Below are 20,580 nucleotides of genomic sequence, written 5' to 3'. Positions count from 1 at the left end.
CCCCGAAATGGGGTATGGAATGCGACGAAACGTTGAATTCGTCTGGCACCCCGAAGGGCGGGCGACTATATGCGCGCGCATGCAGCCCCAGTTCCAGCTAAACGAGCCGCTCGATGCGCGGCGCATCGTCGTCGCCATGTCCGGCGGCGTGGACAGCAGCGTCGTCGCCGCGCTCGCCGCGCGCACGGGGGCGGAGACCATCGGCGTCACGCTCCAGCTCTACGATCATGGCGCGGCGGTGGGGCGGACGGGAAGCTGCTGCGCCGGGCAGGACATACGCGACGCGCGGGCGGTCGCGGATCGCATCGGCATCGCCCATTATGTCTTTGATTATGAAAGCCGGTTCCGGGATTCGGTGATCGCTGATTTTGCCGACGAATATATGGCCGGGCGCACGCCCATCCCCTGCGTGAAGTGCAATATGGGGGTGAAGTTCACCGATCTGTTTGCAATAGCCCGCGATCTGGGCGCGGACTGTCTCGCCACCGGCCATTATGTGCGTCGGGTGGAGGGAGCGCAGGGCGCCGAACTGCATCGCGCCGCCGATCCGGCGCGGGACCAGAGCTATTTCCTCTTCGCCACGACTCAGGCGCAGCTCGACTATCTGCGCTTCCCGCTGGGTGGCCTGCCCAAGCCGCAGGTGCGGGAGATCGCGGCGGAACTGGGCCTGTCGGTGGCGATGAAGCCCGACAGCCAGGACATCTGCTTCGTGCCGGACGGCGACTATGCGAAGATCGTGCGCAAGCTGCGGCCCGACGCTGATGAGGGCGGCGACATCGTCCATATCGACGGCCGCGTGATGGGCACGCACAAGGGGATGATCCACTATACCGTCGGCCAGCGCAAAGGGCTGGAGATCGGCGGCCAGGCCGAACCGCTCTATGTCGTGCGGCTGGATGCGCAGGCGCGGCGGGTGATCGTCGGGCCGAAGGCGGCGCTCGCGGTTTCGGCGGCAAGGCTGAGCGACATCAACTGGCTGGGCGGGGATTTTTCCGGGCCCTTGACGGCCAAGGTGCGCTCCATGGCCAAACCCGTCCCGGCCCGGCTGGAGGGTGAGCGGCTGGTCTTCGACGCGCCCGAATATGGCGTCGCGCCGGGGCAGGCGGCGGTGCTCTATGCCGGGGACCGGGTGCTGGGCGGCGGCTGGATCGCAGCGACGGAAGCGGCGCTGGCGGAGGCGGCGTAAGCCCCTCCCCGCTGCGACTAAGCTACGCCTGCGGCATGGCAAGTCTCGCTCCCCTCCCGCAGGCGGGAGGGGTTGGGGGTGGGCCTGCGCGACCTTGTTCTTTCAGGCTTTCGCAAGTAAGGCCCGCGCGTCATGACTCGTCCGCTCACCTTCGCCATTCCCAAGGGCCGCATTCTCGATGAGGCGCTGCCCCTGCTTGCCAAAGCCGGTATCGAGCCGGAGGCGGAATTCCATGACAAGAAGAGCCGCGCGCTGCGCTTCGCCACCAACCGGCCGGACGTGTCGATCATCCGCGTGCGCGCCTTCGACGTGGCGACCTTCGTCGCGCATGGCGCGGCGCAGATCGGCATCGTCGGATCGGATGTGCTGGAAGAGTTCGACTATTCGGAAATCTATGCGCCCGTCGACCTCGACATGGGGCATTGCCGCCTGTCGGTGGCGGAACCCGAAGGTCTTGCCGACGAGGACGAAGCGGCGATGAGCCATGTGCGCGTGGCGACCAAATATCCCCACCTGACGCGCAAATATTATGAGGCGCGTGGCATTCAGGCGGAATGCGTGAAGCTGAACGGCGCGATGGAGCTGGCCCCTTCGCTGGGCCTGTCGCGGCGGATCGTGGACCTTGTGTCCTCGGGCGCGACGCTGAAGGCCAATGGGCTGGTGGAAACCAACGTCATCATGCAGGTGTCGGCGCGGCTGATCGTCAATCGCGCCGCGTTCAAGATGCGATCGGCGGAACTGACGCCGCTGGTGGATGCCTTCCGCAAGGCCGTGGGGGTCAAGGATGCGGCGTGATCCCTTCACCGTCGTTCGCGCGCAGGTGGGAACCCGTCTCCCGCACGTTGCGCTTGGTGCGTCTTATGGGAGATGGATCCCCGCCTCCGCGGGGATGACGGCAATGGAAAGGGTGCGCCCATGACCTTCCGCCTTTCTACCGCCGACAGCGATTTCGCAGCCGCCTTCGCCGCCCTGGTCGATGCCCGGCGCGAGGCCGATGAGGATGTGTCGCGCGACGTCACCGCTATCCTGAAGCGCGTGCGCGCCGAGGGCGATGCGGCGCTGGCCGACTATACCAGCCGTTTCGACCGGCATGACCTGAACGTTAGCGGCTGGGCGGTCGAACCCGCCGAATGCCGCAAGGCGCTGGACGGCCTTTCGACCGAATTGCGCGACGCGCTGGAACTCGCGGCGGCGCGGATCGCGGCCTATCATGAAAAGCAGAAGCCGCAGGACAGCGACAGCGTGGACGCGGCGGGCGTCCGTCTCGGCGCGCGCTGGAATGCGGTGGATGCGGCTGGACTGTACGTGCCGGGCGGGCGGGCGGCCTATCCCAGTTCGCTGCTGATGAACGTCATCCCCGCCAGGGTCGCGGGCGTCGAGCGCATCGCCATGGTCACGCCCACCCCCCATGGCGAGATCAACCCGCTGGTGCTGGCCGCGGCCGCCATCGCCGGGATCGAGGAGATCTGGCGCGTCGGTGGGGCGCAGGCGGTGGCGGCGCTGGCCTATGGCACGGACCGGATCAGGCCGGTCGACGTCATCACCGGCCCCGGCAACACCTGGGTGGCGGAGGCGAAGCGCCAGCTTTACGGCGTGGTCGGCATCGACATGGTCGCGGGCCCGTCCGAGATCGTCGTGGTGGCCGACGGCAAGAACGATGCCGACTGGATCGCCGCCGACCTGCTCAGCCAGTCGGAGCATGACCCGACCAGCCAGTCGATCCTGTTCACCGACGACGCGGCCTTTGCCGATGCGGTGGCGGGGGCGGTGGAAAGACGCCTGCCCCTGCTCGCCACGCAGGCGGTCGCGACCGCGAGCTGGAACGCCAATGGCGCGATCATCGTCGTGCGCGACTTCGAGGAAGCCATGCCGCTGGTCGACCGCCTCGCCGCCGAGCATCTGGAACTGGCGGTCGACGATCCCGACGCGCTCTTCAAGCAGGTGCGCCATGCCGGTTCCGTCTTCCTGGGCCGGATGACGCCGGAAGCGGTGGGCGATTATGTCGCCGGGCCGAACCATGTGCTGCCGACCGGCCGCCGGGCGCGATTCTCCTCCGGCCTTTCGGTGCTGGATTTCATGAAGCGCACCAGCTTCCTCAGCCTCAACCAGAGCAGCATCGACGCCATCGGCCCCGCCGCCTTCGCGCTGGCGGAGGCGGAGGGGCTTCCGGCCCATGCGGCTTCGGTGGCGCTGCGTTTGAAATAATTTCCCCCCTCGCTGCGTTCGGCAAAGGGCTTCGACAGGCTCGGCCCGAACGGTTATGGAAAGACTATGAACGACCGCTCCAAATCCCGCTCCGCCGCGCGCCTCGCCGCGGTGCAGGCGCTCTACCAGCTTGAGATGGAGGGCACGCCGCTCCACCTGCTGCTGCATGAATTCCACCAGCACCGCCTGGGCGCGACCATAGAGGATGTCACCTATGCGCAGGCGGAGGAAAGCTTCTTCGACGATGTCGTGCAGGGCGTGGACCGGCGGCGCGAGGAGATTGACGGGCTGATCGTGGCGCGGCTCTCCAAGGGCTGGAGCCTGGAGCGGCTCGACAAGCCGATGCGGCAGATCCTGCGCGCGGGGACGTATGAACTGCTCGCCCGCAAGGATGTGGCGACCGGCACGGTGATCAGCGAATATGTCGACGTCGCCCATGCCTTCTACGACAAGCGCGAGGCGGGTTTCGTGAACGGGCTGCTGGACGCCGTGGCCAAGGATGTGCGGAAATAGGAACAGAAAATATCCGTTCGGGCTGAGCTTGTCGAAGCCCTTCACGTCCTTAAAAAGAAGAAAAAGCCGTTGGCTTCGCCGGCCTTCGGCTCGACAAGCTCAGGGTGAACGGATTTCATTTCAATGTCCGCTGAATCCCGTTTCCTGACCCTTCTCCGCCTGCTGGCGAACGATCCCGCCGCCCAGGGCTTGCGGGACGATGTGGCGGTCCTCGAAATCGGCAGCGCCCGCCTGATCCTCACCAGCGACACGATGGTGGAGGGGGTGCATTATCTGCCGGCCGATCCGCCCGCCGACATCGGCTGGAAACTGGCCGCCGTGAACCTGTCCGACCTCGCTGCCAAAGGCGCGAAGCCGGTCGGCTGCCTGCTCAACTATGCGCTGTCCGGCGACGACGCCTGGGACGCGGCCTTCCTTGAAGGATTGGGCGAGGCGCTTGGCCGCCATGCCATGCCCTTGCTGGGCGGCGACACGGTGCAGATGCCCCGGGGCGCCCCGCGCAGCTACAGCCTGACCGCGCTGGGCGAAGCGACCGGCCCGATCCCGGCGCGGAGTGGCGCGAAGGCCGGCGACCGGCTCTATCTGACCGGTCCTGTGGGGGATGCGGGCGTGGGCCTCGACCTGCTCAGGAACATGCCCGGCGCTTCGGGGCCGCTGGTGGAGGCCTATCGCCGCCCGCGTCCGCGTCTGGCGGAGGGCGCGCTGCTCGCCCGCCATGTCCATGCGATGATGGACGTGTCCGACGGCCTGCTGATCGACGCCGCCCGCATGGCGGAGGCGAGCGGCCTTGCCGTCACCATCGACCATATCCCGCTCTCCCCCGCGCTGGAGGCGACGCGCGGGGCCAGCAACGCCGTCCAGATCGCCGCGGCTCGGGCGGGGGACGATTATGAACTGCTCTTCGCCCTTCCCGCCGCGGTGAAGCCGCCCGTGCGCGCTATTCCCGTCGGCCGCTTCGCCAAAGGCGGGGGACTGACGCTGACGATAGACGGCGTGGCGATCCCGCTGCCGGACCGGCTCGGCTGGGAACATGGCTGATTTGCCTTAATATCGTAACGGGTTGACGCACGCCGTCCGCCCTGTAGCTTCACCCCCGACCTTTCTCAGCCCGGTAGGACCGCATGATGTGCGTGAGCTACGATGCTGATTGACGCGGTGCCCGACGCCGGAAGCGCATGTTCCGGCCGCCCGCCCTTACGCCCTTCGCCCGCCCGTCATTCCCTGCGGAGCGGCCGATGACAGGCATAACAGGGGGAGAGGAACATCCATGCAGATTGTCACGATTGCCATAGGGTGCGGCCTGCTGGCCGTGCTCTACGGCCTCATCACCAGTCGACAGGTGCTGGCGGCGTCCGCCGGCAATGAAACCATGCAACAGATTGCGGGCGCGATTCAGGAGGGGGCGAAGGCCTATCTCGGCCGCCAATATACGACCATCGCCATGGTCGGCGTCGTCGTCGCGGCGCTGGTCTTCTTCTTCCTTGGCGTGACATCGGCGGTCGGCTTCCTGATCGGCGCGATCCTGTCGGGCGCGGCGGGCTTCATCGGCATGAACATCTCGGTCCGCGCCAATGTCCGCACGGCCGAGGCCGCGCGCGGCACGCTGCAAAGCGGGTTGACCGTCGCCTTCCGGGCGGGCGCCATCACCGGCATGCTGGTGGCGGGGCTGGCCCTGCTCGCGATCAGCGTCTTCTTCTGGTATCTGACCGGACCCGCGGGCCATGCGCCCGACGACCGGATCGTGATCGACTCCCTCGTCGCGCTGGCCTTCGGCGCCAGCCTCATCTCCATCTTCGCGCGGCTTGGCGGCGGCATCTTCACCAAGGCGGCCGATGTCGGCGCGGACCTGGTCGGCAAGGTGGAAGCGGGCATTCCGGAGGACGATCCACGCAACCCCGCCGTCATCGCCGACAATGTGGGCGACAATGTCGGCGACTGCGCGGGCATGGCGGCCGACCTGTTCGAAACCTATGTGGTGACGGTCGGCGCGACCATGGTGCTGACCGCGCTGCTGGTGACGGGCGTCGACAACGCCTTCCTGATGCGCCTGATGTCATTGCCGCTGATCGTCGGCGGGGTATGCATCATCACCTCGATCATCGGCACCTATATGGTGCGGCTGGGCGCGAGCCAGTCGATCATGGGCGCGCTCTACAAGGGGTTCTGGACCACCGCGATCCTGTCCATCCCGGCGCTCTATGCCGTGACGCAGTTCGCGCTGGGCGACCTCAACGCCCGTTTCGGCGCCGATCTGGACGGCGCGGGTGGGTATACCGGCATGGCGCTGTTCTGGGCGATGATGGTCGGCCTCGCGGTGACGGGCCTGATCGTCTGGATCACCGAATATTATACCGGCACCAACTACCGTCCGGTGCGCAGCATCGCCCGCGCTTCGGAAACCGGCCATGGCACCAACGTCATCCAGGGGCTGGCCGTCAGTCTGGAGGCGACGGCCCTGCCGACGCTGGTGATCGTCGTCGGCATCATCGTCGCCTATCAGCTTGCGGGCCTGATCGGCATCGCCTTCGCCGCGACCGCGATGCTGGCGCTTGCCGGGATGGTGGTGGCGCTGGATGCCTATGGCCCCGTCACCGACAATGCGGGCGGCATCGCGGAAATGTCGCATCTCGACGACAGCGTGCGGGTCAAGACCGATGCGCTCGACGCCGTGGGCAACACCACGAAGGCGGTGACGAAGGGCTATGCCATCGGATCGGCGGGCCTGGCCGCGCTGGTGCTGTTCGGCGCCTATACGGAGGATCTGAAATTCTACAACTCGGCTCTCGGCCTGACCGAGCCGGTCGATTTCAGCCTCTCCAACCCCTATGTCATCGTCGGCCTGCTGCTGGGCGCGCTGCTGCCCTATCTGTTCGGCGCGATGGGCATGACGGCGGTGGGCCGCGCGGCGGGCGACGTGGTCAAGGACGTGCGCGACCAGTTCGCCACCAACAAGGGGATCATGGAGGGCACCTCGCGTCCCGATTATGCCCGTACGGTGGACCTCGTCACCCGCGCCGCGATCAAGGAGATGATCGTGCCCAGCCTGCTGCCGGTGCTGGCGCCGATTTTCGTCTATTTCGCGATCTCCGCGGTGGCTGGCACGCCCAACGGCTTTGCGGCCCTGGGCGCGTTGCTGCTGGGCGTCATCGTCTCCGGCCTGTTCGTCGCGCTGTCCATGACCTCCGGCGGCGGGGCCTGGGACAATGCGAAGAAATATATCGAGGACGGCCATCATGGCGGCAAGGGCAGCGAAGCCCATAAGGCGGCCGTGACCGGCGATACGGTGGGCGATCCGTACAAGGACACGGCTGGCCCCGCGGTCAATCCGATGATCAAGATCACCAACATCGTCGCCCTGCTGCTGCTGGCCGCCCTGGCGCACGGCGCGTAATGCCCCGTTAAAAAAGGGAAAGACAGCAAAATGGCTCCGCCCTATAGAAAGGCGGGGCCATTATATTATGGGGGTAAGATTGAGGGGGCTTTCTGTCGTCGCGGGCATGGCGCTCGCGCAGCTTTGCGTGTCGGCCAGTGCGCAAACGGCGCCTGTACCGCGCAAGGAATGGCCGATCGAGGCCTTTGCCGAACTGCCGATGATGGTGGAACCGCAACTCTCGCCCGATGGGATGCGCCTCGCCGCCAGGGTGTCGCGCAATGGCGAACTGCTGCTGATGATCGCCTCCATCATCGAAGAGCCCAACCGTATCCGCACCCTGCAACTGGGGGAAAACGATCTCAACTGGTGGCGTTGGGTCAATGACGACTGGCTGATCGCGGGCATAGGCAGCGAAGCCAACGTCCAGGGCATGCCCTGGTCGATCAGCCGCGTCGTCAGCATCAAGCGCGACGGGTCGAAGATCAACCTGTTGGCCAAGAATGTGGCGGCGCAGAATGGCGATGACGTCATCTGGGTCGCCCGCGATGGCACGCCGCGCATCCTGCTCGCCTATCAATCGTCCATCTTCGGCAGTGAACTCGGCTTCTGGCCGCAGGTGGACGAGGTGGATGTCGCCACCGGCAAGATGCGCCCGGTGGTGCAGTCGCGCCAGAATGTCATGTCCTGGTATGCCGATGCGACCGGCACGGTGCGCATGGGCGTGGGCTATGACGACTCGACGCGCATGTCGAAGCTGCTCTATCGCGTCGACGGCCGGTCCAGTTTCCGCACGATCGACCGGGCCAATCGCCGCCGCGACGAATCCATGGTCGTGCCGCTGCTGTTCACGGCCGATCCGGGCAAGGCGATCGCCAGCGACGATCATGAGGGTACTGACGCGCTGTACGAATATGACCTGACAAGGCTGGAACTGGGCAAGAAGATTTTCGCCGCGCCCGGCTTCGACATAGACGGGATCGAACGCGACACCGCCGGCACCGGGCTGGCCGGGGTGCGCTATACCGCCGAAGGACCGGGGGTGCACTGGTTCGACGAGGGGTTGGCGAAGATCCAGGCCGACATCGACAAGGCGGTGGGCGCCCATCGCCGCGCCCGGATCGTGTCCACCAGCCGGGATCATCAGCGCATGATCGTTCATGTCGGCAGCGCGGACCAGCCGGGCACCTATTATTATTACGACACCGCCGCCGGCGCGATGAGCATCCTGTCGAAGATCAGCGAAAATTTCGGGCCCGGCGTCCATCTCTCCCCGGTCAGGACGATCCGTTACAAGGCGCGCGACGGGCTGGAGATCGCGGCGGTGCTGACCGTGCCGGCGGGCAAGGACCCCAAGGGTCTGCCGTTGATCCTGATGCCGCATGGCGGCCCCTTCGCACGGGACAGCGAGGAATGGGACTGGTGGGTGCAGTTCCTGGCCTATCGCGGCTATGCGGTGCTGCAGCCCAATTATCGCGGCTCCTCCGGCTATGGCACTGCCTTTGCGGACAAGGGCGAGGGGCAGTGGGGCCTTGCCATGCAGGACGACCTCAACGACGCGGTCGACTGGGCGGTGAAGGAAGGGATTGCCGACGCGAAGCGCGTCTGCATCGTCGGCGCCTCCTATGGCGGCTATGCGGCGATGCGTGGCGCACAGCGCGACGGCGCGCGCTACCGCTGCGCGGTCTCCTATGCCGGCGTGTCGGACCTCTCGGCCATGATGCGCTATGACCGCCGCTTCCTCAATCATGGTTCGCGCAAGGACTGGATGAAGGAGCAGGCGCCCGATTTCGCCGCCGTTTCTCCGATCAATTTCGCCGCGCAATTCTCAACGCCGATCCTGCTGATGCATGGCAGGAAGGACCGGCGGGTGCAGGTGAACCAGTCGCGCGAAATGGCGGAGAAGCTGAAGGCGGCGGGCAAGGTCGCCGGACGCGACTATATCTATGTCGAACAGCCTTTGGCCGACCATTTCTTTTCCCGCCAGGCCGATCGGCTGGAATTCCTCCAACGGCTCGACGCCTTTTTGAAGGACCATAATCCAGCCTGAAACCGGGCCCGCGACGTCGAACCGCGCGCTATAGCGGGCCGAACGGTTCGGCGTCGGGCGAGATTGTCATAAATTAGAAATGAGATAGTCACATGAATGTAACGCATCGGTCATAGTTCGCCCGCGTCCGCCACGATGGCGAGGGGAGATTGACTTCATGCGACTGACCCACAAGCTGCTGCCCGCGCTTGCCCTGCTGGCCGTCCCGGCCGTGGCGCATGCCAGCGAGGACGAACAGCTCTGGACCACGGCGAACGCGACGGTAAAGCTGAGCGATCATTGGCGCTTTTCGCAAGAGGTCGTCGCCCGGTTCAGCAACGATCGCGACGGGCTGTACGAGGTCGAGATGAATTCGCTGGTCGGCTACAGGATCGGCAAGAAGGTGACGGTCTGGGCGGGCTATACCCATGACCCGCAATATGACGCCGGCCATTTTTCCGTGATGGAGCATCGCGGGCGCCAGCAGGTCACCTTCGACAATATCGTGAAGATCGGGCCCGGCCAGCTCAGCGCGCGCCTCCGGCTGGAGGAGCGCTGGCGCGAGGGGATCGACGGCACCGCCTGGCGGCTGCGTCCCTATGTCAAATATGTGCTGCCGTTCAGGGAAGGCGGCAAGACCGCGCTGCTCCTCAGCCATGAGAGCTTCATCGACTTCAACACCACCAATTTCCAGCGGGTGCAGGGGGAGGAGCGGATGCGCAACCTGATCGCCATCACCACCCCCGTGGCGAAGAATGTGAATGCGGAGATCGGCTATCTGCACCAGCACGGCTTCCGCCCGGACGCCGACGACAGCAATGACAATGTCGCGTCCTTCTCGCTGAACTTTTCCTTCTGATCTGCGGCGCGGGGGTGCGATCGAACCGCATCTCCGCGCGGAAAGCCGGAAAAGCCGAGGGTTGAGGACCGCACCATAGTCTCGAACATTCTCCCTCGTCGCCATCGTGGCTCAAATGGCTCAATATGTCCCCAACCTTAGCACCCACTTTCCACCCAATATCAACCTGCGCGCTCTACCCTAGGCCGAGCGCCGTCGCCGTCCAGTAGGTAAGGCCCGCCGCGACATAGGCCAGGATGAACAGATAGCCGATCATGAACAGCGGCCATTTCCAGCCGTTGGTCTCGCGCCGCGTCACCGCGATGGTGGAGATGCATTGGGGTGCGAAGACGAACCAGGCGAGGAAGGCGAGTGCGGTCGGCAGCGGCCAATTGTCCTTCAGCCGGTCGCCCAGGCTGCGTTCCAGCTTCGCTTCATCCTCGTCGGCGTCCAGCGAATAGACGGTGGCGAGCGCGGACACGGCCACTTCGCGCGCCGCCATGGCCGGGATCAGCGCGAGCGAGATGTCGCGGTTGAAGCCGATCGGCGCGAGCACCAGGTTGAGCCCGTTGGCGACACGTCCCGCGACCGAATAGTTGACCTGGCTGATGCCGCTATCTTCCGGCGCCTTGGGAAAGCTCAGCAGCACCCAGAGGATCACCGTCGAGGTGAAGATGATCGTGCCCGCGCGCTTGAGGAAGATCACCGCGCGCTGCCAAAGGCCGAGCAATATGTCCTGTGGGCGCGGCCATTGATATTTGGGCATCTCCATCAGGAAGCCGCCGCTCGCGCCCTTGGTGACGGTGCGGCGCAGCACCAGCGCGGCCAGCATCGCGCCGACGATGCCGGAAATATAGAGGCAGAACAGCACCAGCCCCTGCAAGCCGATGCCGAGCGCCAACGTTCGGGCCGGGATGAAGGCGCCGATGATCACCGCATAGACCGGCAGCCGCGCCGAACAGGTCATCAGCGGCGCGATCAATATGGTGGTCAGCCGGTCCTTCGGGTCCGCGATGGTGCGGGTCGCCATGATCCCCGGCACCGCGCAGGCGAAGGAGGAGAGCAGCGGGATGAAGGCGCGGCCAGACAGCCCCACCTTGGCCATCAGCCCGTCCATCAGGAAGGCGGCGCGAACCATATAGCCGGTCGCCTCCAGCATCAGGATGAAGAAGAAGAGGATCAGGATCTGCGGCAGGAACACGATGACCGATCCGACGCCGTTCAGCACCCCGTCGACCAGGAAGGAACGCAGCAGCCCATCGGGCAGCGCGGCCGTCACCGCGTCGCTGGCGCTGGCGACAAAACCCTCGATCATGGCGATCGGCGCTTCGGACCAGGCATAGACCGCCTGGAACATGATGAAGAGCAGGGCGAGCAGCAGGATCAGCCCCGCCACGGGATGCAGCGCCACCCGGTCGACCGCCGCGGTCAGGCGGCGGGAGGGGGTTTCGCGCACGATGGCCGCGCGGGCAATCCGGCGCGCTTCCCGGCGCAGCCGTTCGAAATCGCGCTGTTCGGCTGAAGCGCGGACCTTGCCTGCGCTGCCGTCGAGCATCGATTCCAGCTCGCCGCGCAGATGATCCAGGCCGCGCTTGCGCACCGCCACGGTGGAGATCACCGGCACGCCCAGTTCACGGGAGAGGATATGGGCGTCCAGTTCCAGCCCGTCGCGGGTGGCGAGGTCGACCATGTTGAGCGCCACGATGGTCGGCAGGCCAAGCGCGATCAGTTCCAGCGCGAAGCGGAGGTGATTGTCGAGATTGGACGCGTCGACCACCACGACCAGCGCGTCGGGCAGGCGCTCGCCCGCCTGCCTGCCCAATATGACGTCGCGCGTCACCTGTTCGTCGGGACTGGTGGGGTTGAGGCTGTAGGTGCCGGGCAGGTCGACCAGTTCGATCGGGCGGCCGTCCGACAGGGAAAAGCGGCCCGCCTTGCGCTCCACGGTGACGCCGGGATAATTGCCCAGCTTCTGCCGTGCCCCGGTCAGGGCGTTGAACAGGGCGCTCTTGCCGGCATTGGGATTGCCGACCAGCGCGATCAGCGGCAGGTTCGTCACAGGTCGCTGTCCGAGGGGCCGGTGCGGACCGTGATGGCGGCGGCATGGTTGCGGCGCATGGCGATGGTCATGCGGCCGACCTTGCAGGCGATGGGCCCGCGGCCCAGCAACCCGCCATGGTGCAGCGCTTCCACGCTCGCGCCCTCGCACAGGCCGAATTCACGCAGCCTTTGCCCGTCGGACGCGGACAGCGCGTTCCAGTCGATCAGGTCCACATAAGCGGGTTGGCGCAGCGGCAGGTCGGTCAGGCGCAAGGGTAAGGCACTCGTCATTTACTTCTGCGAGTGACTATCAATACCGATTGGAAAAGGCCAGCGCGAATCGGTGCGGCGGCGCGGCAGATTATATGGCCGGGTAGCGCAGCCGCCCGATGAAGCGGGCGAAGCTCAGCCGTTCGCCGCCGCCAATGCCCTTCCACTGGGCCTTGGCGCGCTCGAAGCGCATCACGCCTTCGATCCGCCGCGCCAGGAAAGCGCGGGTCTCCGCCCAGTCATCGCTCTCATCATCGACGAAGACCAGCAGGGTCGCGGCATAAACCCCCGCCAGCGTCAGGCGCTTGCTGTAATGATTGAGGTCCGTCGACTCGTCGCCCGCGGCGCGCCACATCACGTCCGCCGCGCGCCAGCCGAGTTTGGCGGCGCGGGCCGCGTTGCGGGGCATGGCCATGACCGCCTGCGCCCGGCGCAGCGCTTCCCGGTCGCGCGCGAGCAGGGTCAGGCGGCTTTCCACCAGCCGCGTTATGCGCTGGCGGATCGACAGGGCCGCCAGCTTCTCAGCCGGCAGCGCCTCCAGCATCCGCGCATCGATGCTTTCGAACCAGGCATCGATCATGTCCATCGCGCCCCCTGGAAAGGCCAGCGCGGCGATGTCGGCATCGATGCCGCACTGCTCCGCCGCCATGGCCACCGCTTCCCGGCGCCAGCCGTCGAAGGCGGCATGGCGGGGCAGGATCGGGGCGAGCGCGGCCCGCACTTCGTCGAGCGTCATGTCTTGATGCGTCGGGGTCATGGCCCGCTATTACGCCCCGCCGCGCAGGCGTACAAGCGCGCGGACGCATTAGCCGAGATGAAGGCGGGGAAAGCAAAACTTGGCGGCATGGCGGCGGCCAGGGTCTTGAAGCAGCTCGCCAGGCATCCTAGCTGGCTTTGGCAGGCAAGTCCCGTTGCAATCTGCAACTTTGAAAAGGGAGTATTTCATGGCGAATCTGTTCGAACCGGTACAGCTCGGGGCGATCCATGCCCCCAATCGCGTGCTGATGGCGCCGCTCACGCGCGGCCGCGCGACCCGCGATCATGTGCCGACGCCGATCATGGCGGACTATTATCGCCAGCGCGCTTCGGCGGGCCTCATCATCAGCGAGGCGACGGGCATTTCGCGGCAGGGGCTGGGATGGCCCTTCGCGCCGGGGCTGTGGTCGGAAGAGCAGGTTGAGGCGTGGCGGCCGGTGACGGAGGCCGTGCATGAGGCAGGCGGCCGGATCGTCGCGCAACTCTGGCATATGGGGCGCGTGGTGCACAGCAGCGTGACCGGCGAGCAGCCCGTCTCGGCCAGCGCCACCGCGGGACCGGGCGACGCGCACACCTATGAGGGCAAGAAGCCCTATGAACAGGCGCGGCCTTTGGCCATAGACGAAATTCCGGGCGTGATCGCGGATTATGTCCGCGCTGCCAAAAACGCCATCGCGGCCGGTTTCGACGGTGTGCAGATCCATGCCGCGAACGGCTATCTGATCGACCAGTTCCTGCGCGACGGCAGCAACCATCGCGACGATATTTATGGCGGTTCGATCGAAAATCGCGTGCGCCTGTTGCGGGAGGTGACGCAGGCGGTGGCCGACGCCATCGGTGCGGACCGCGTGTCGGTGCGGCTGTCCCCCAATGGCGAGACGCAGGGCGTCGACGACAGCAATCCTTCCGCCCTGTTCGCCGCGGCCGCGGACGTGCTGCAGCAGATCGGCATCGCCTTCCTGGAACTGCGGGAGCCGGGGCCGGACGGGTCCTTCGGCCGGACCGACGTGCCGCGCCAGTCGCCGGTCATCCGCCGGCATTTTTCCGGGCCGCTGATCCTGAACAGCGATTACGACCTGGAGCGGGCGCAGCGGGATCTGGACAGCGGTCTGGCAGACGGCGTGAGCTTCGGGCGCGCTTTCCTGGCCAATCCGGACCTGCCCAAGCGCCTGCGGATCAATGCGCCGCTCAATGGCGCGAACATGGCGACCTTCTACAGCCAGGGCGAGGAAGGCTATGTCGACTATCCGGCGCTGGAGGAAGCGGCCTGAATAGAGGTCTGGGGGGTGGAAAGAGGACACCCCCCTCACGCCTTAGGGGAGCGGGCTGGATCGGCCAACTTCGGCCTCCCGTCCTGGGCCCGCCGCAACCTCGAACCGCATAAAGAAGGGGGCCGCCCGGCAGCAGCCCCTTTGCACACCTAAATCCGGCGTCTCAGGCGCTGAATCTCTCCCGCAGCGCCAGCATGGCGATGGCCGCCTTCGCCGCCTCGCCGCCCTTGTCCTTCTCGTCCCGCCTGGCGCGGGTCAGCGCCTGTGCCTCGTTCTCGACCGTCAATATGCCGTTGCCGATCGGGATGCCGTCCATGCTGAGCGCCATCAGGCCGCGCGCGCTTTCGTTCGACACGACTTCGAAATGATAGGTTTCGCCCCGGATCACCACGCCGATGGCGATGAAGCCGTCATAGCGCCCGGTTTCCGCCGCCAGCGCCACCGCGCCGGGAATCTCCAGCGCGCCGGGAACCGTCACCACCTCATATTTATGCCCCTCATCCTCCAGCGCGGCGACCGCGCCCTCGATCAGCAGGTCGTTGAGATGGTCGTAGAAGCGCGCTTCGACGATCAGGAATTTTGCCATGGATAGGTTCCTTAAAGCTCGATCGACCGCTGCCCAACCACGGCCAGGTCATAGCCGTCAAGCGCGATCAGGCTGTGGTGCGTGTTGCTGAGCAGGATCATGTCATGGACGCCGAGTTCGGCCAGAATCTGCGCGCCCACGCCATAGTCGCGCAATTCGTCCATGCCGGAGTCGGGCTGGCCCGCATGATGGCGCAGGCTGCGGCTCATGAAATCGCCCGGCGCCTGGGCGGCGAGGACGACGACGATGCCGACTCCCTGCCGGGCGATGATCTCCATCGACTTGGCAAGCAGGCCGTTGCGCGGCCCGGTCGATCCATAGACGTCGTCCAGCAGGGAGAGCTGGTGCATGCGGACCAGCGTCGGCTCGTCGGGGGAGACATGGCCCTTCTGCAGCACGAGCTGCTCGGTCTGGGTCGCCTTGTTGTAGAAGCTGATCGCCTTCCAGTCGCCGCCCCACTGGCTGTTGAAGACGGTTTCGGCGCGGCGTTCCACCATGTGGTCATGCCGGCGGCGATAGGCGATCAGGTCGCGGATCGTGCCGATCTTCATCCTGTGCTTCTGGGCGAAGGGGATGAGGTCGTCCAGCCGCGCCATGGTGCCGTCGTCCTTCATCACCTCGCAGATGACGCCCGACGGATTGAGCCCGGCCAGACGGGCGACATCCACCGCCGCCTCGGTATGGCCGGTGCGGACCAGCACGCCGCCATCCTTCGCCACCAACGGGAAGACATGACCGGGCGTCACGATGTCTTCGGGCCCCTTCGACCCGTCGATCGCGACGGAGATGGTGCGGGCGCGGTCGGCGGCGCTGATGCCGGTGGTCACGCCCTCGCGCGCCTCGATCGACACGGTGAAGGCGGTTTCGTGGCGGGTGCCGTTGTTGCGGCTCATCAGTCCCAGGCCCAGATGGTCGACCCGCTCCTTGCTCAACGCCAGGCAGATGAGGCCGCGGCCATGGGTGGCCATGAAGTTGATCGCGTCCGGCGTCGCCATCTGCGCGGGAATGACCAGGTCGCCCTCATTTTCCCGGTCCTCGTCATCGACCAGGATGAACATGCGGCCGTTGCGGGCCTCATTGATGATCTCCTCGGGAGAGGCGAGCGCGGTGCCGCCCTCCCGCTTGGCGAGATAGCTTTCCAGCTTGCCCAGCGTTTCCGCCGTCGGATTCCAGTCCGCCTCGCCCAGCTTGCGCAGGGAATTGGCATGGAGACCCGCCGCGCGGGCAAGGCCGGATCGCGACATGCCGCCCTCCGTAACCAGCGAACGGACCGTATCGATAAGGGCTGACGACATGCTGAAGACTCCTTCCCACGGCGGGATGGAGCGGCATATCACATCAAGATGTGATTATGGCAAGCAATAATCACATTGAGCGAGAGCGAAGGCTCTGCATCCGGTCGAGATAGCGCGCCAGCACATCGATCTCCAGATTGAAGGCGCGGCCAGGCGTCAGGCTGTCCAGCGTCGTCGCGGCGGCGGTATGCGGGATGATGTTCAGGCCGAAATGGACGGAGCCGTCCGCCTGGTCCTCCACCGTGTTGACGGTCAGCGAAATGCCGTCGACGGTGATCGAACCCTTGGCCGCCAGAGCGGGGGCCAGCGCGGCGGGCGCGGCGATGACAAGGCGGGTCGAATCGCCTTCATGCGCGGCGGACACCAAAGTGCCGATGCCGTCGACATGGCCAGTGACGATATGGCCGCCCAACTCATCCCCGACCTTGAGCGCGCGTTCCAGGTTGAGGCGGCCGCCCTGGTCCCACAGGCCCGGCGCCGTGCGGGCGACGGTTTCGGCCGACAGGTCGACCGCGAACCAGTCGGCGCCCTTCTCCACCACCGTCAGGCAGGCGCCCGAACAGGCGATGGACGCGCCGATGGCGACCGATTCCATGTCATAGGCGCAGCCGATCACCAGCCGCAGGTCGCCGCGCTGTTCATGGGTGCGGATGGTGCCGATGTCGGTGATGATGCCGGTGAACATGAGGAGCGCCTTGCTTGTGTTCCGTTGGCCGCGCCCGGAAGGGGCGGGGCTTTCGGGGTGATCTAGGCGTTCCGGCTGCGGAGGTAAACCTCCAGCCGATCATCGCCCAGCCGCCGCTCGTCGTCGAGCCGCCAGCGGCCATGCGCGCCGGCCAGATCGGTCAGGCCGATGTCGCCCACGCCGGCAAGCCCGGCGCCGATCAGGATCGGCGCGCGATAGAGCAGCAGGCGGTCGACCAGATCGGCGCGCAGGAAGGCGGCGGCGGTCTGTGCGCCCCCCTCGACCAGCAGATGGTCGACATGCGGCAGGGTGGCGATGTCTTCCGGCGCGGCAATGCTATCCCACCCATCAGGCGCGTCGCCATGGCTGAGCAGCACGCGCCGGGGCGAGCGGTCCTCCAGGCCGGCCAGGCGCACATCCAGCCGGGGCGCGTCGGTGCGCAGCGTGCCGCCGCCAACCAATATGGCGTCATGCCGTGCCCGTTCCACATGGGCATGAGCACGGGCGTCCGGACCGGTGATCCAGCGGCTGGACCCATCGGCCAGCGCGATCCGGCCGTCGAGCGACAGACCCAGCTTGAGCGTCACGGCCGGGCGGCCCAATGTCTGGCGCAGCACGAAACCGCGCATCGCGGCGGCGGCTTCCTGCGCCATCAGCCCCATTTCGACCACGATGCCGCGCTTGCGCAGCCAGGCGGCGCCCTGCCCGTCGGTGCGCGGATCGGGATCGCGCAGGGCGATGACGACGCGGCGGACCCCTGCCCGCGCCATCAGGTCGGCGCAGCGCGGACCGCGCGGGGAAAGGTGGAAACAGGGCTCCAGCGTCACATAGGCGGTGGCGCCGCGGGCGCGGTCCATGGCCTCCTCAAGCGCCTGCGCCTCGGCATGGGGGCGGCCGCCCTTCTGCGTCCAGCCGCGCCCGACCACATGCCCGTCCTTCACGATCAGGCAGCCGACATTGGGATTGGGCGTGGAAAGGCCGCGTCCCCGTTCGGAAAGTGCGATGGCGGCGGCCATGAAGCGCCGGTCCTGAGCGGGATCGGCGGGGGGCAGGACGCTTTTGGATCGGGCGCTCAGGGCTGGGCCGCCCCGCTCTGGGCTGCTCCGGGGACGGATTTCTCCGCAGCCTCGGCCTTGGCCAGCCGGGCGTCGAGCTGGGCGTTGATCTGCTTCAATGCTTCCTTGCGGCGGGCGGTGTTGCGGGCCTCGTCCTTCTTCCAGTCGATGCCGAAAATATCGGCCACGCCCTGCATTTCCTTCTGCTTCTTCTCGATCGCCGCCTCCCGCTTGGCGAGGTCGATCTTCTGCTGGAGGATGATCGCCGCGTCGGACCGGCTGGAGTCCCAGCTCTGGACATAGAAGATCTGGTTGCGCGTCGGCATGGTGTTGGTGTTGGCGTCGACGATGAAGGCCCAGATAATGACCCAGGTGACCGCGACGGACAGGCCGAGCAGCGGCCATTTATGAGGCCGGTTCTCACGAAAATAGCTCCACAGGTCGCTCATCGCGCTCTTGGGAGACACCGGACGGGGGAAGATCGCCATCGCGCCGATATAGGGTAAGGCGGGGCCGGATGCAAAAGCGCTGTTGCTGTCCGTCATGATTTCCGGCCCCTTCCTGTTGGATTTCAGACGTCTGCCAGGCGGAAATGGACGGTCAGCATCTTGGTCGAACTGATCGGCACGCCATCCCGAGTCGCCGGGCGGAAGCGCCATTTGCGCAGGGCATGGCGCTGGGTGGCGATCCAGAAGGCCTCGTCCGCCGCCGACAGCCGCTCTATGTCGGTGACGCGCCCGTCGGGGCCGATGGTGACGCGGACCACCACCTTGCCCTCCATCCCCTGCCGGATCATCGCACCGGGATAGTCGGGCTGGAACGCGGCCAGCGCGCGGGGATCGATGGTGGCATCGGCCAGCACCGGTTCGGGCGTCGGCGGGACTATGGGCGGCATGATCGTGCCCGTGCCGGAATCGCCGGCGGCCATGCCATCGTCGGCCTTCGTCGTGAAGCCCGTCGGCGGCGGCGGGACGACGGGCTTGTCCACCACGGTCGGGTGGGATTTGGTTCGGGGCAGGGGTTTGGAGTCGTTTTCCGGCTGCTGCTGTTCCGGGGGCGGCGGCGTATCGTCCACCGGATAGGTCAGCAGCGGCGGTGGATCGCGGAAGACATCGACCACTTCCTTGGGCATCAGCAGATAGGCCCCGACCACCAGCGCATGGACGGCGATCGCCCCGCCTATGCCGAAGGAAGATCGGCTGCCGCCGCTATAGCCGGAAACCTGAGCCTGCCCACCTGCTGTCCGCAACGTCATCAGTCGCATATCGCACCCTCCTGTCATGCGATCCTTCCCGGATCGACATGTCATGTTACAACATATTTCCATGATATGTTGCAACATTAATTTTTGGCCATTTCTAATGGTGACAGCTCTAGGTGCTGCCTCAAATTGCCCGAGAACGCTCCAGCTTGTAGTCATTGGCGGGAGGAGACGAATTGGGTGGATGGCAGACAGACCGCTTTCCCCCGTTTGCCCTGAGCCTGTCGAGCCGAAGGCGGCGAAGCCAAGGACTTCATTTCTCCTTGAAACTGTGGCGTCGGTCGCACCCCCTGTGGCTGTGCCGGATCGCGGCGTCCCGGCTCGCCTTGCTGTCGGGCGCCTGCTGCTGGGCATCATCGCGCACTGATTTGTGGACCTTCCAAGACAGCCCGCTATAAGGGCCTGCTAACGCTTCGGAGGAAACATGGCGGGTTCGGTCAACAAGGTCATTCTGGTGGGCAATCTGGGCGCGGACCCGGAGGTGAAGAGCTTTCAGAATGGCGGCAAGGTGTGCAACCTGCGGATCGCGACCTCCGAAAGCTGGAAGGACCGCATGTCGGGCGAGCGCAAGGAACGCACCGAATGGCACAGCGTCGCCATCTTCTCCGAGGGGCTGGCGGGCGTGGCGGAACGCTTCCTGCGCAAGGGATCGAAAGTCTATCTGGAAGGCCAGCTGCGCACCCGCAAATGGCAGGACCAGTCGGGCAATGACCGCTATACCACCGAAGTGGTGCTGCAGGGGCCGGGCGCGGTGCTGACCATGCTGGACGGCGCGCCGGGCGGCGGCGGTCAGGGAGGCGGCTTCGGCGGTGGCGGCCGCTCGCAGGGCGGCGGCGACTGGAGCGGCGGGTCGAGCGGCTTTGGCGGGGGCGATTATGACGATTTCGGCGGCGGCGGCGGCTTCGGCGGCGGTTCCGGCCGCTCTTCCGGCGGCGGACGCGGCGGCGCTGGCGGGCCCAATTTCGACAATGACCTGGACGATGAAGTGCCGTTCTGAGGGCATTTTCCTGAAAGAAGGATGAGCGCCCCGCCCGGAAGGATGGGGCGTTTTTCTTTTGGTGGTCGGGCAGGATGGCGAAGGTCGATGGCCGGCCCGGTGAACCGCGTTGCTGCGCCGGCGTCGGAACGAGCCTGACGCGCGTGATCCCCGCGATCGGCAAATATGCGCCAGCCGCCAACAAAACTTACTTTCCCCGGCATTTTGCCCTAGGCGCTTCCCA

At 66.3% G+C, this 20,580-nt stretch carries 19 protein-coding genes; 10 read left to right on the top strand and 9 right to left on the bottom strand.

Features of this window, described 5'->3' with window-relative positions; all coding sequences use genetic code 11:
- Positions 1–79 precede the first annotated feature (79 nt).
- The 8 genes from mnmA (at position 80) to K7W03_RS15435 (ending at position 10,162) form a co-directional block, all read left to right on the top strand.
- Entirely contained in the window at positions 80–1,186 is a 1,107-nt protein-coding gene (gene mnmA / locus K7W03_RS15470) for a tRNA 2-thiouridine(34) synthase MnmA (protein WP_044661219.1), read from the top strand.
- 132 nt (positions 1,187–1,318) lie between these two features.
- Complete coding sequence (hisG, locus tag K7W03_RS15465; RefSeq protein WP_025549747.1) at positions 1,319–1,981, top strand: ATP phosphoribosyltransferase; 663 nt, start codon at positions 1,319–1,321, stop codon at positions 1,979–1,981.
- 120 nt (positions 1,982–2,101) lie between these two features.
- Positions 2,102–3,391, top strand: a complete 1,290-nt coding sequence (gene hisD / locus K7W03_RS15460) for a histidinol dehydrogenase (protein WP_222886751.1) — start codon at positions 2,102–2,104, stop codon at positions 3,389–3,391.
- Between the two features lie 66 nt (positions 3,392–3,457).
- On the top strand, positions 3,458–3,904 hold the full coding sequence (gene nusB, locus K7W03_RS15455; RefSeq protein ID WP_025548292.1) for a transcription antitermination factor NusB: 447 nt from the start codon (positions 3,458–3,460) through the stop codon (positions 3,902–3,904).
- 123 nt (positions 3,905–4,027) lie between these two features.
- Positions 4,028–4,942, top strand: coding sequence for a thiamine-phosphate kinase (gene thiL / locus K7W03_RS15450; RefSeq protein ID WP_222886750.1), 915 nt, complete (start codon positions 4,028–4,030; stop codon positions 4,940–4,942).
- A 229-nt stretch (positions 4,943–5,171) separates the two neighbouring features.
- A complete protein-coding gene (locus tag K7W03_RS15445; RefSeq protein WP_025548289.1) occupies positions 5,172–7,295 on the top strand; it encodes a sodium-translocating pyrophosphatase in 2,124 nt (707 codons plus the stop codon).
- Between the two features lie 106 nt (positions 7,296–7,401).
- The gene (locus K7W03_RS15440) at positions 7,402–9,324 is read left to right on the top strand and encodes an alpha/beta hydrolase family protein (protein WP_222886762.1); all 1,923 of its coding nucleotides are present in this window, start codon (positions 7,402–7,404) and stop codon (positions 9,322–9,324) included.
- A 157-nt stretch (positions 9,325–9,481) separates the two neighbouring features.
- The gene (locus tag K7W03_RS15435; protein ID WP_044661213.1) at positions 9,482–10,162 is read left to right on the top strand and encodes a DUF2490 domain-containing protein; all 681 of its coding nucleotides are present in this window, start codon (positions 9,482–9,484) and stop codon (positions 10,160–10,162) included.
- A gap of 175 nt (positions 10,163–10,337) precedes the next feature.
- On the opposite strand, the gene feoB is transcribed toward K7W03_RS15435, so the two are convergent.
- From feoB to K7W03_RS15420, 3 genes are all read right to left on the bottom strand, one after another.
- Positions 10,338–12,200: a ferrous iron transporter B gene (feoB, locus tag K7W03_RS15430; RefSeq protein ID WP_222886749.1), complete on the bottom strand. Its 1,863-nt coding sequence runs from the start codon at positions 12,198–12,200 to the stop codon at positions 10,338–10,340.
- Positions 12,197–12,454 carry a FeoA family protein gene (locus K7W03_RS15425; RefSeq protein WP_025548285.1) on the bottom strand — a complete coding sequence of 86 codons (258 nt, stop codon included), beginning with the start codon at positions 12,452–12,454 and terminating at the stop codon, positions 12,197–12,199. The genes feoB and K7W03_RS15425 overlap by 4 nt, the downstream gene beginning before the upstream one ends.
- 88 nt (positions 12,455–12,542) lie before the next feature.
- Positions 12,543–13,208, bottom strand: a complete 666-nt coding sequence (locus K7W03_RS15420; RefSeq protein ID WP_048576395.1) for a COQ9 family protein — start codon at positions 13,206–13,208, stop codon at positions 12,543–12,545.
- Between the two features lie 187 nt (positions 13,209–13,395).
- Between K7W03_RS15420 and K7W03_RS15415 the strand changes: the two genes are divergently transcribed.
- Positions 13,396–14,478, top strand: coding sequence for an alkene reductase (locus K7W03_RS15415; protein WP_025548282.1), 1,083 nt, complete (start codon positions 13,396–13,398; stop codon positions 14,476–14,478).
- A 163-nt stretch (positions 14,479–14,641) separates the two neighbouring features.
- On the opposite strand, the gene ribH is transcribed toward K7W03_RS15415, so the two are convergent.
- The 6 genes from ribH to K7W03_RS15385 all read right to left on the bottom strand — a co-directional run bounded on the left by ribH (position 14,642) and on the right by K7W03_RS15385 (position 19,363).
- Positions 14,642–15,064, bottom strand: coding sequence for a 6,7-dimethyl-8-ribityllumazine synthase (gene ribH / locus K7W03_RS15410; RefSeq protein WP_044661210.1), 423 nt, complete (start codon positions 15,062–15,064; stop codon positions 14,642–14,644).
- 11 nt (positions 15,065–15,075) lie between these two features.
- Positions 15,076–16,359: a 3,4-dihydroxy-2-butanone-4-phosphate synthase gene (ribB, locus tag K7W03_RS15405; protein WP_222886748.1), complete on the bottom strand. Its 1,284-nt coding sequence runs from the start codon at positions 16,357–16,359 to the stop codon at positions 15,076–15,078.
- 70 nt (positions 16,360–16,429) lie between these two features.
- Positions 16,430–17,044 (bottom strand): riboflavin synthase, encoded by a 615-nt coding sequence (locus tag K7W03_RS15400; protein WP_222886747.1) that lies wholly within the window; start codon positions 17,042–17,044, stop codon positions 16,430–16,432.
- Positions 17,045–17,106: 62 nt separating this feature from the next.
- Positions 17,107–18,096: a bifunctional diaminohydroxyphosphoribosylaminopyrimidine deaminase/5-amino-6-(5-phosphoribosylamino)uracil reductase RibD gene (ribD, locus tag K7W03_RS15395; RefSeq protein WP_264319080.1), complete on the bottom strand. Its 990-nt coding sequence runs from the start codon at positions 18,094–18,096 to the stop codon at positions 17,107–17,109.
- A 20-nt stretch (positions 18,097–18,116) separates the two neighbouring features.
- The gene (locus K7W03_RS15390; RefSeq protein WP_044661207.1) at positions 18,117–18,644 is read right to left on the bottom strand and encodes a hypothetical protein; all 528 of its coding nucleotides are present in this window, start codon (positions 18,642–18,644) and stop codon (positions 18,117–18,119) included.
- Positions 18,645–18,670: 26 nt separating this feature from the next.
- Positions 18,671–19,363 carry an energy transducer TonB gene (locus K7W03_RS15385; RefSeq protein ID WP_222886745.1) on the bottom strand — a complete coding sequence of 231 codons (693 nt, stop codon included), beginning with the start codon at positions 19,361–19,363 and terminating at the stop codon, positions 18,671–18,673.
- Positions 19,364–19,784: 421 nt separating this feature from the next.
- On the opposite strand from K7W03_RS15385, the gene ssb reads away from it, so the two are divergent.
- Positions 19,785–20,357, top strand: a complete 573-nt coding sequence (gene ssb / locus K7W03_RS15380) for a single-stranded DNA-binding protein (RefSeq protein ID WP_025548273.1) — start codon at positions 19,785–19,787, stop codon at positions 20,355–20,357.
- Positions 20,358–20,580 lie beyond the last annotated feature (223 nt).

The organism is Sphingobium sp. PNB, assembly GCF_019873065.1.
Taxonomy (GTDB): domain Bacteria; phylum Pseudomonadota; class Alphaproteobacteria; order Sphingomonadales; family Sphingomonadaceae; genus Sphingobium; species Sphingobium fuliginis.
The sequence above is the reverse complement of the archived record's forward strand: the minus strand, read 5'-3'. Positions and strand labels throughout refer to the sequence as shown.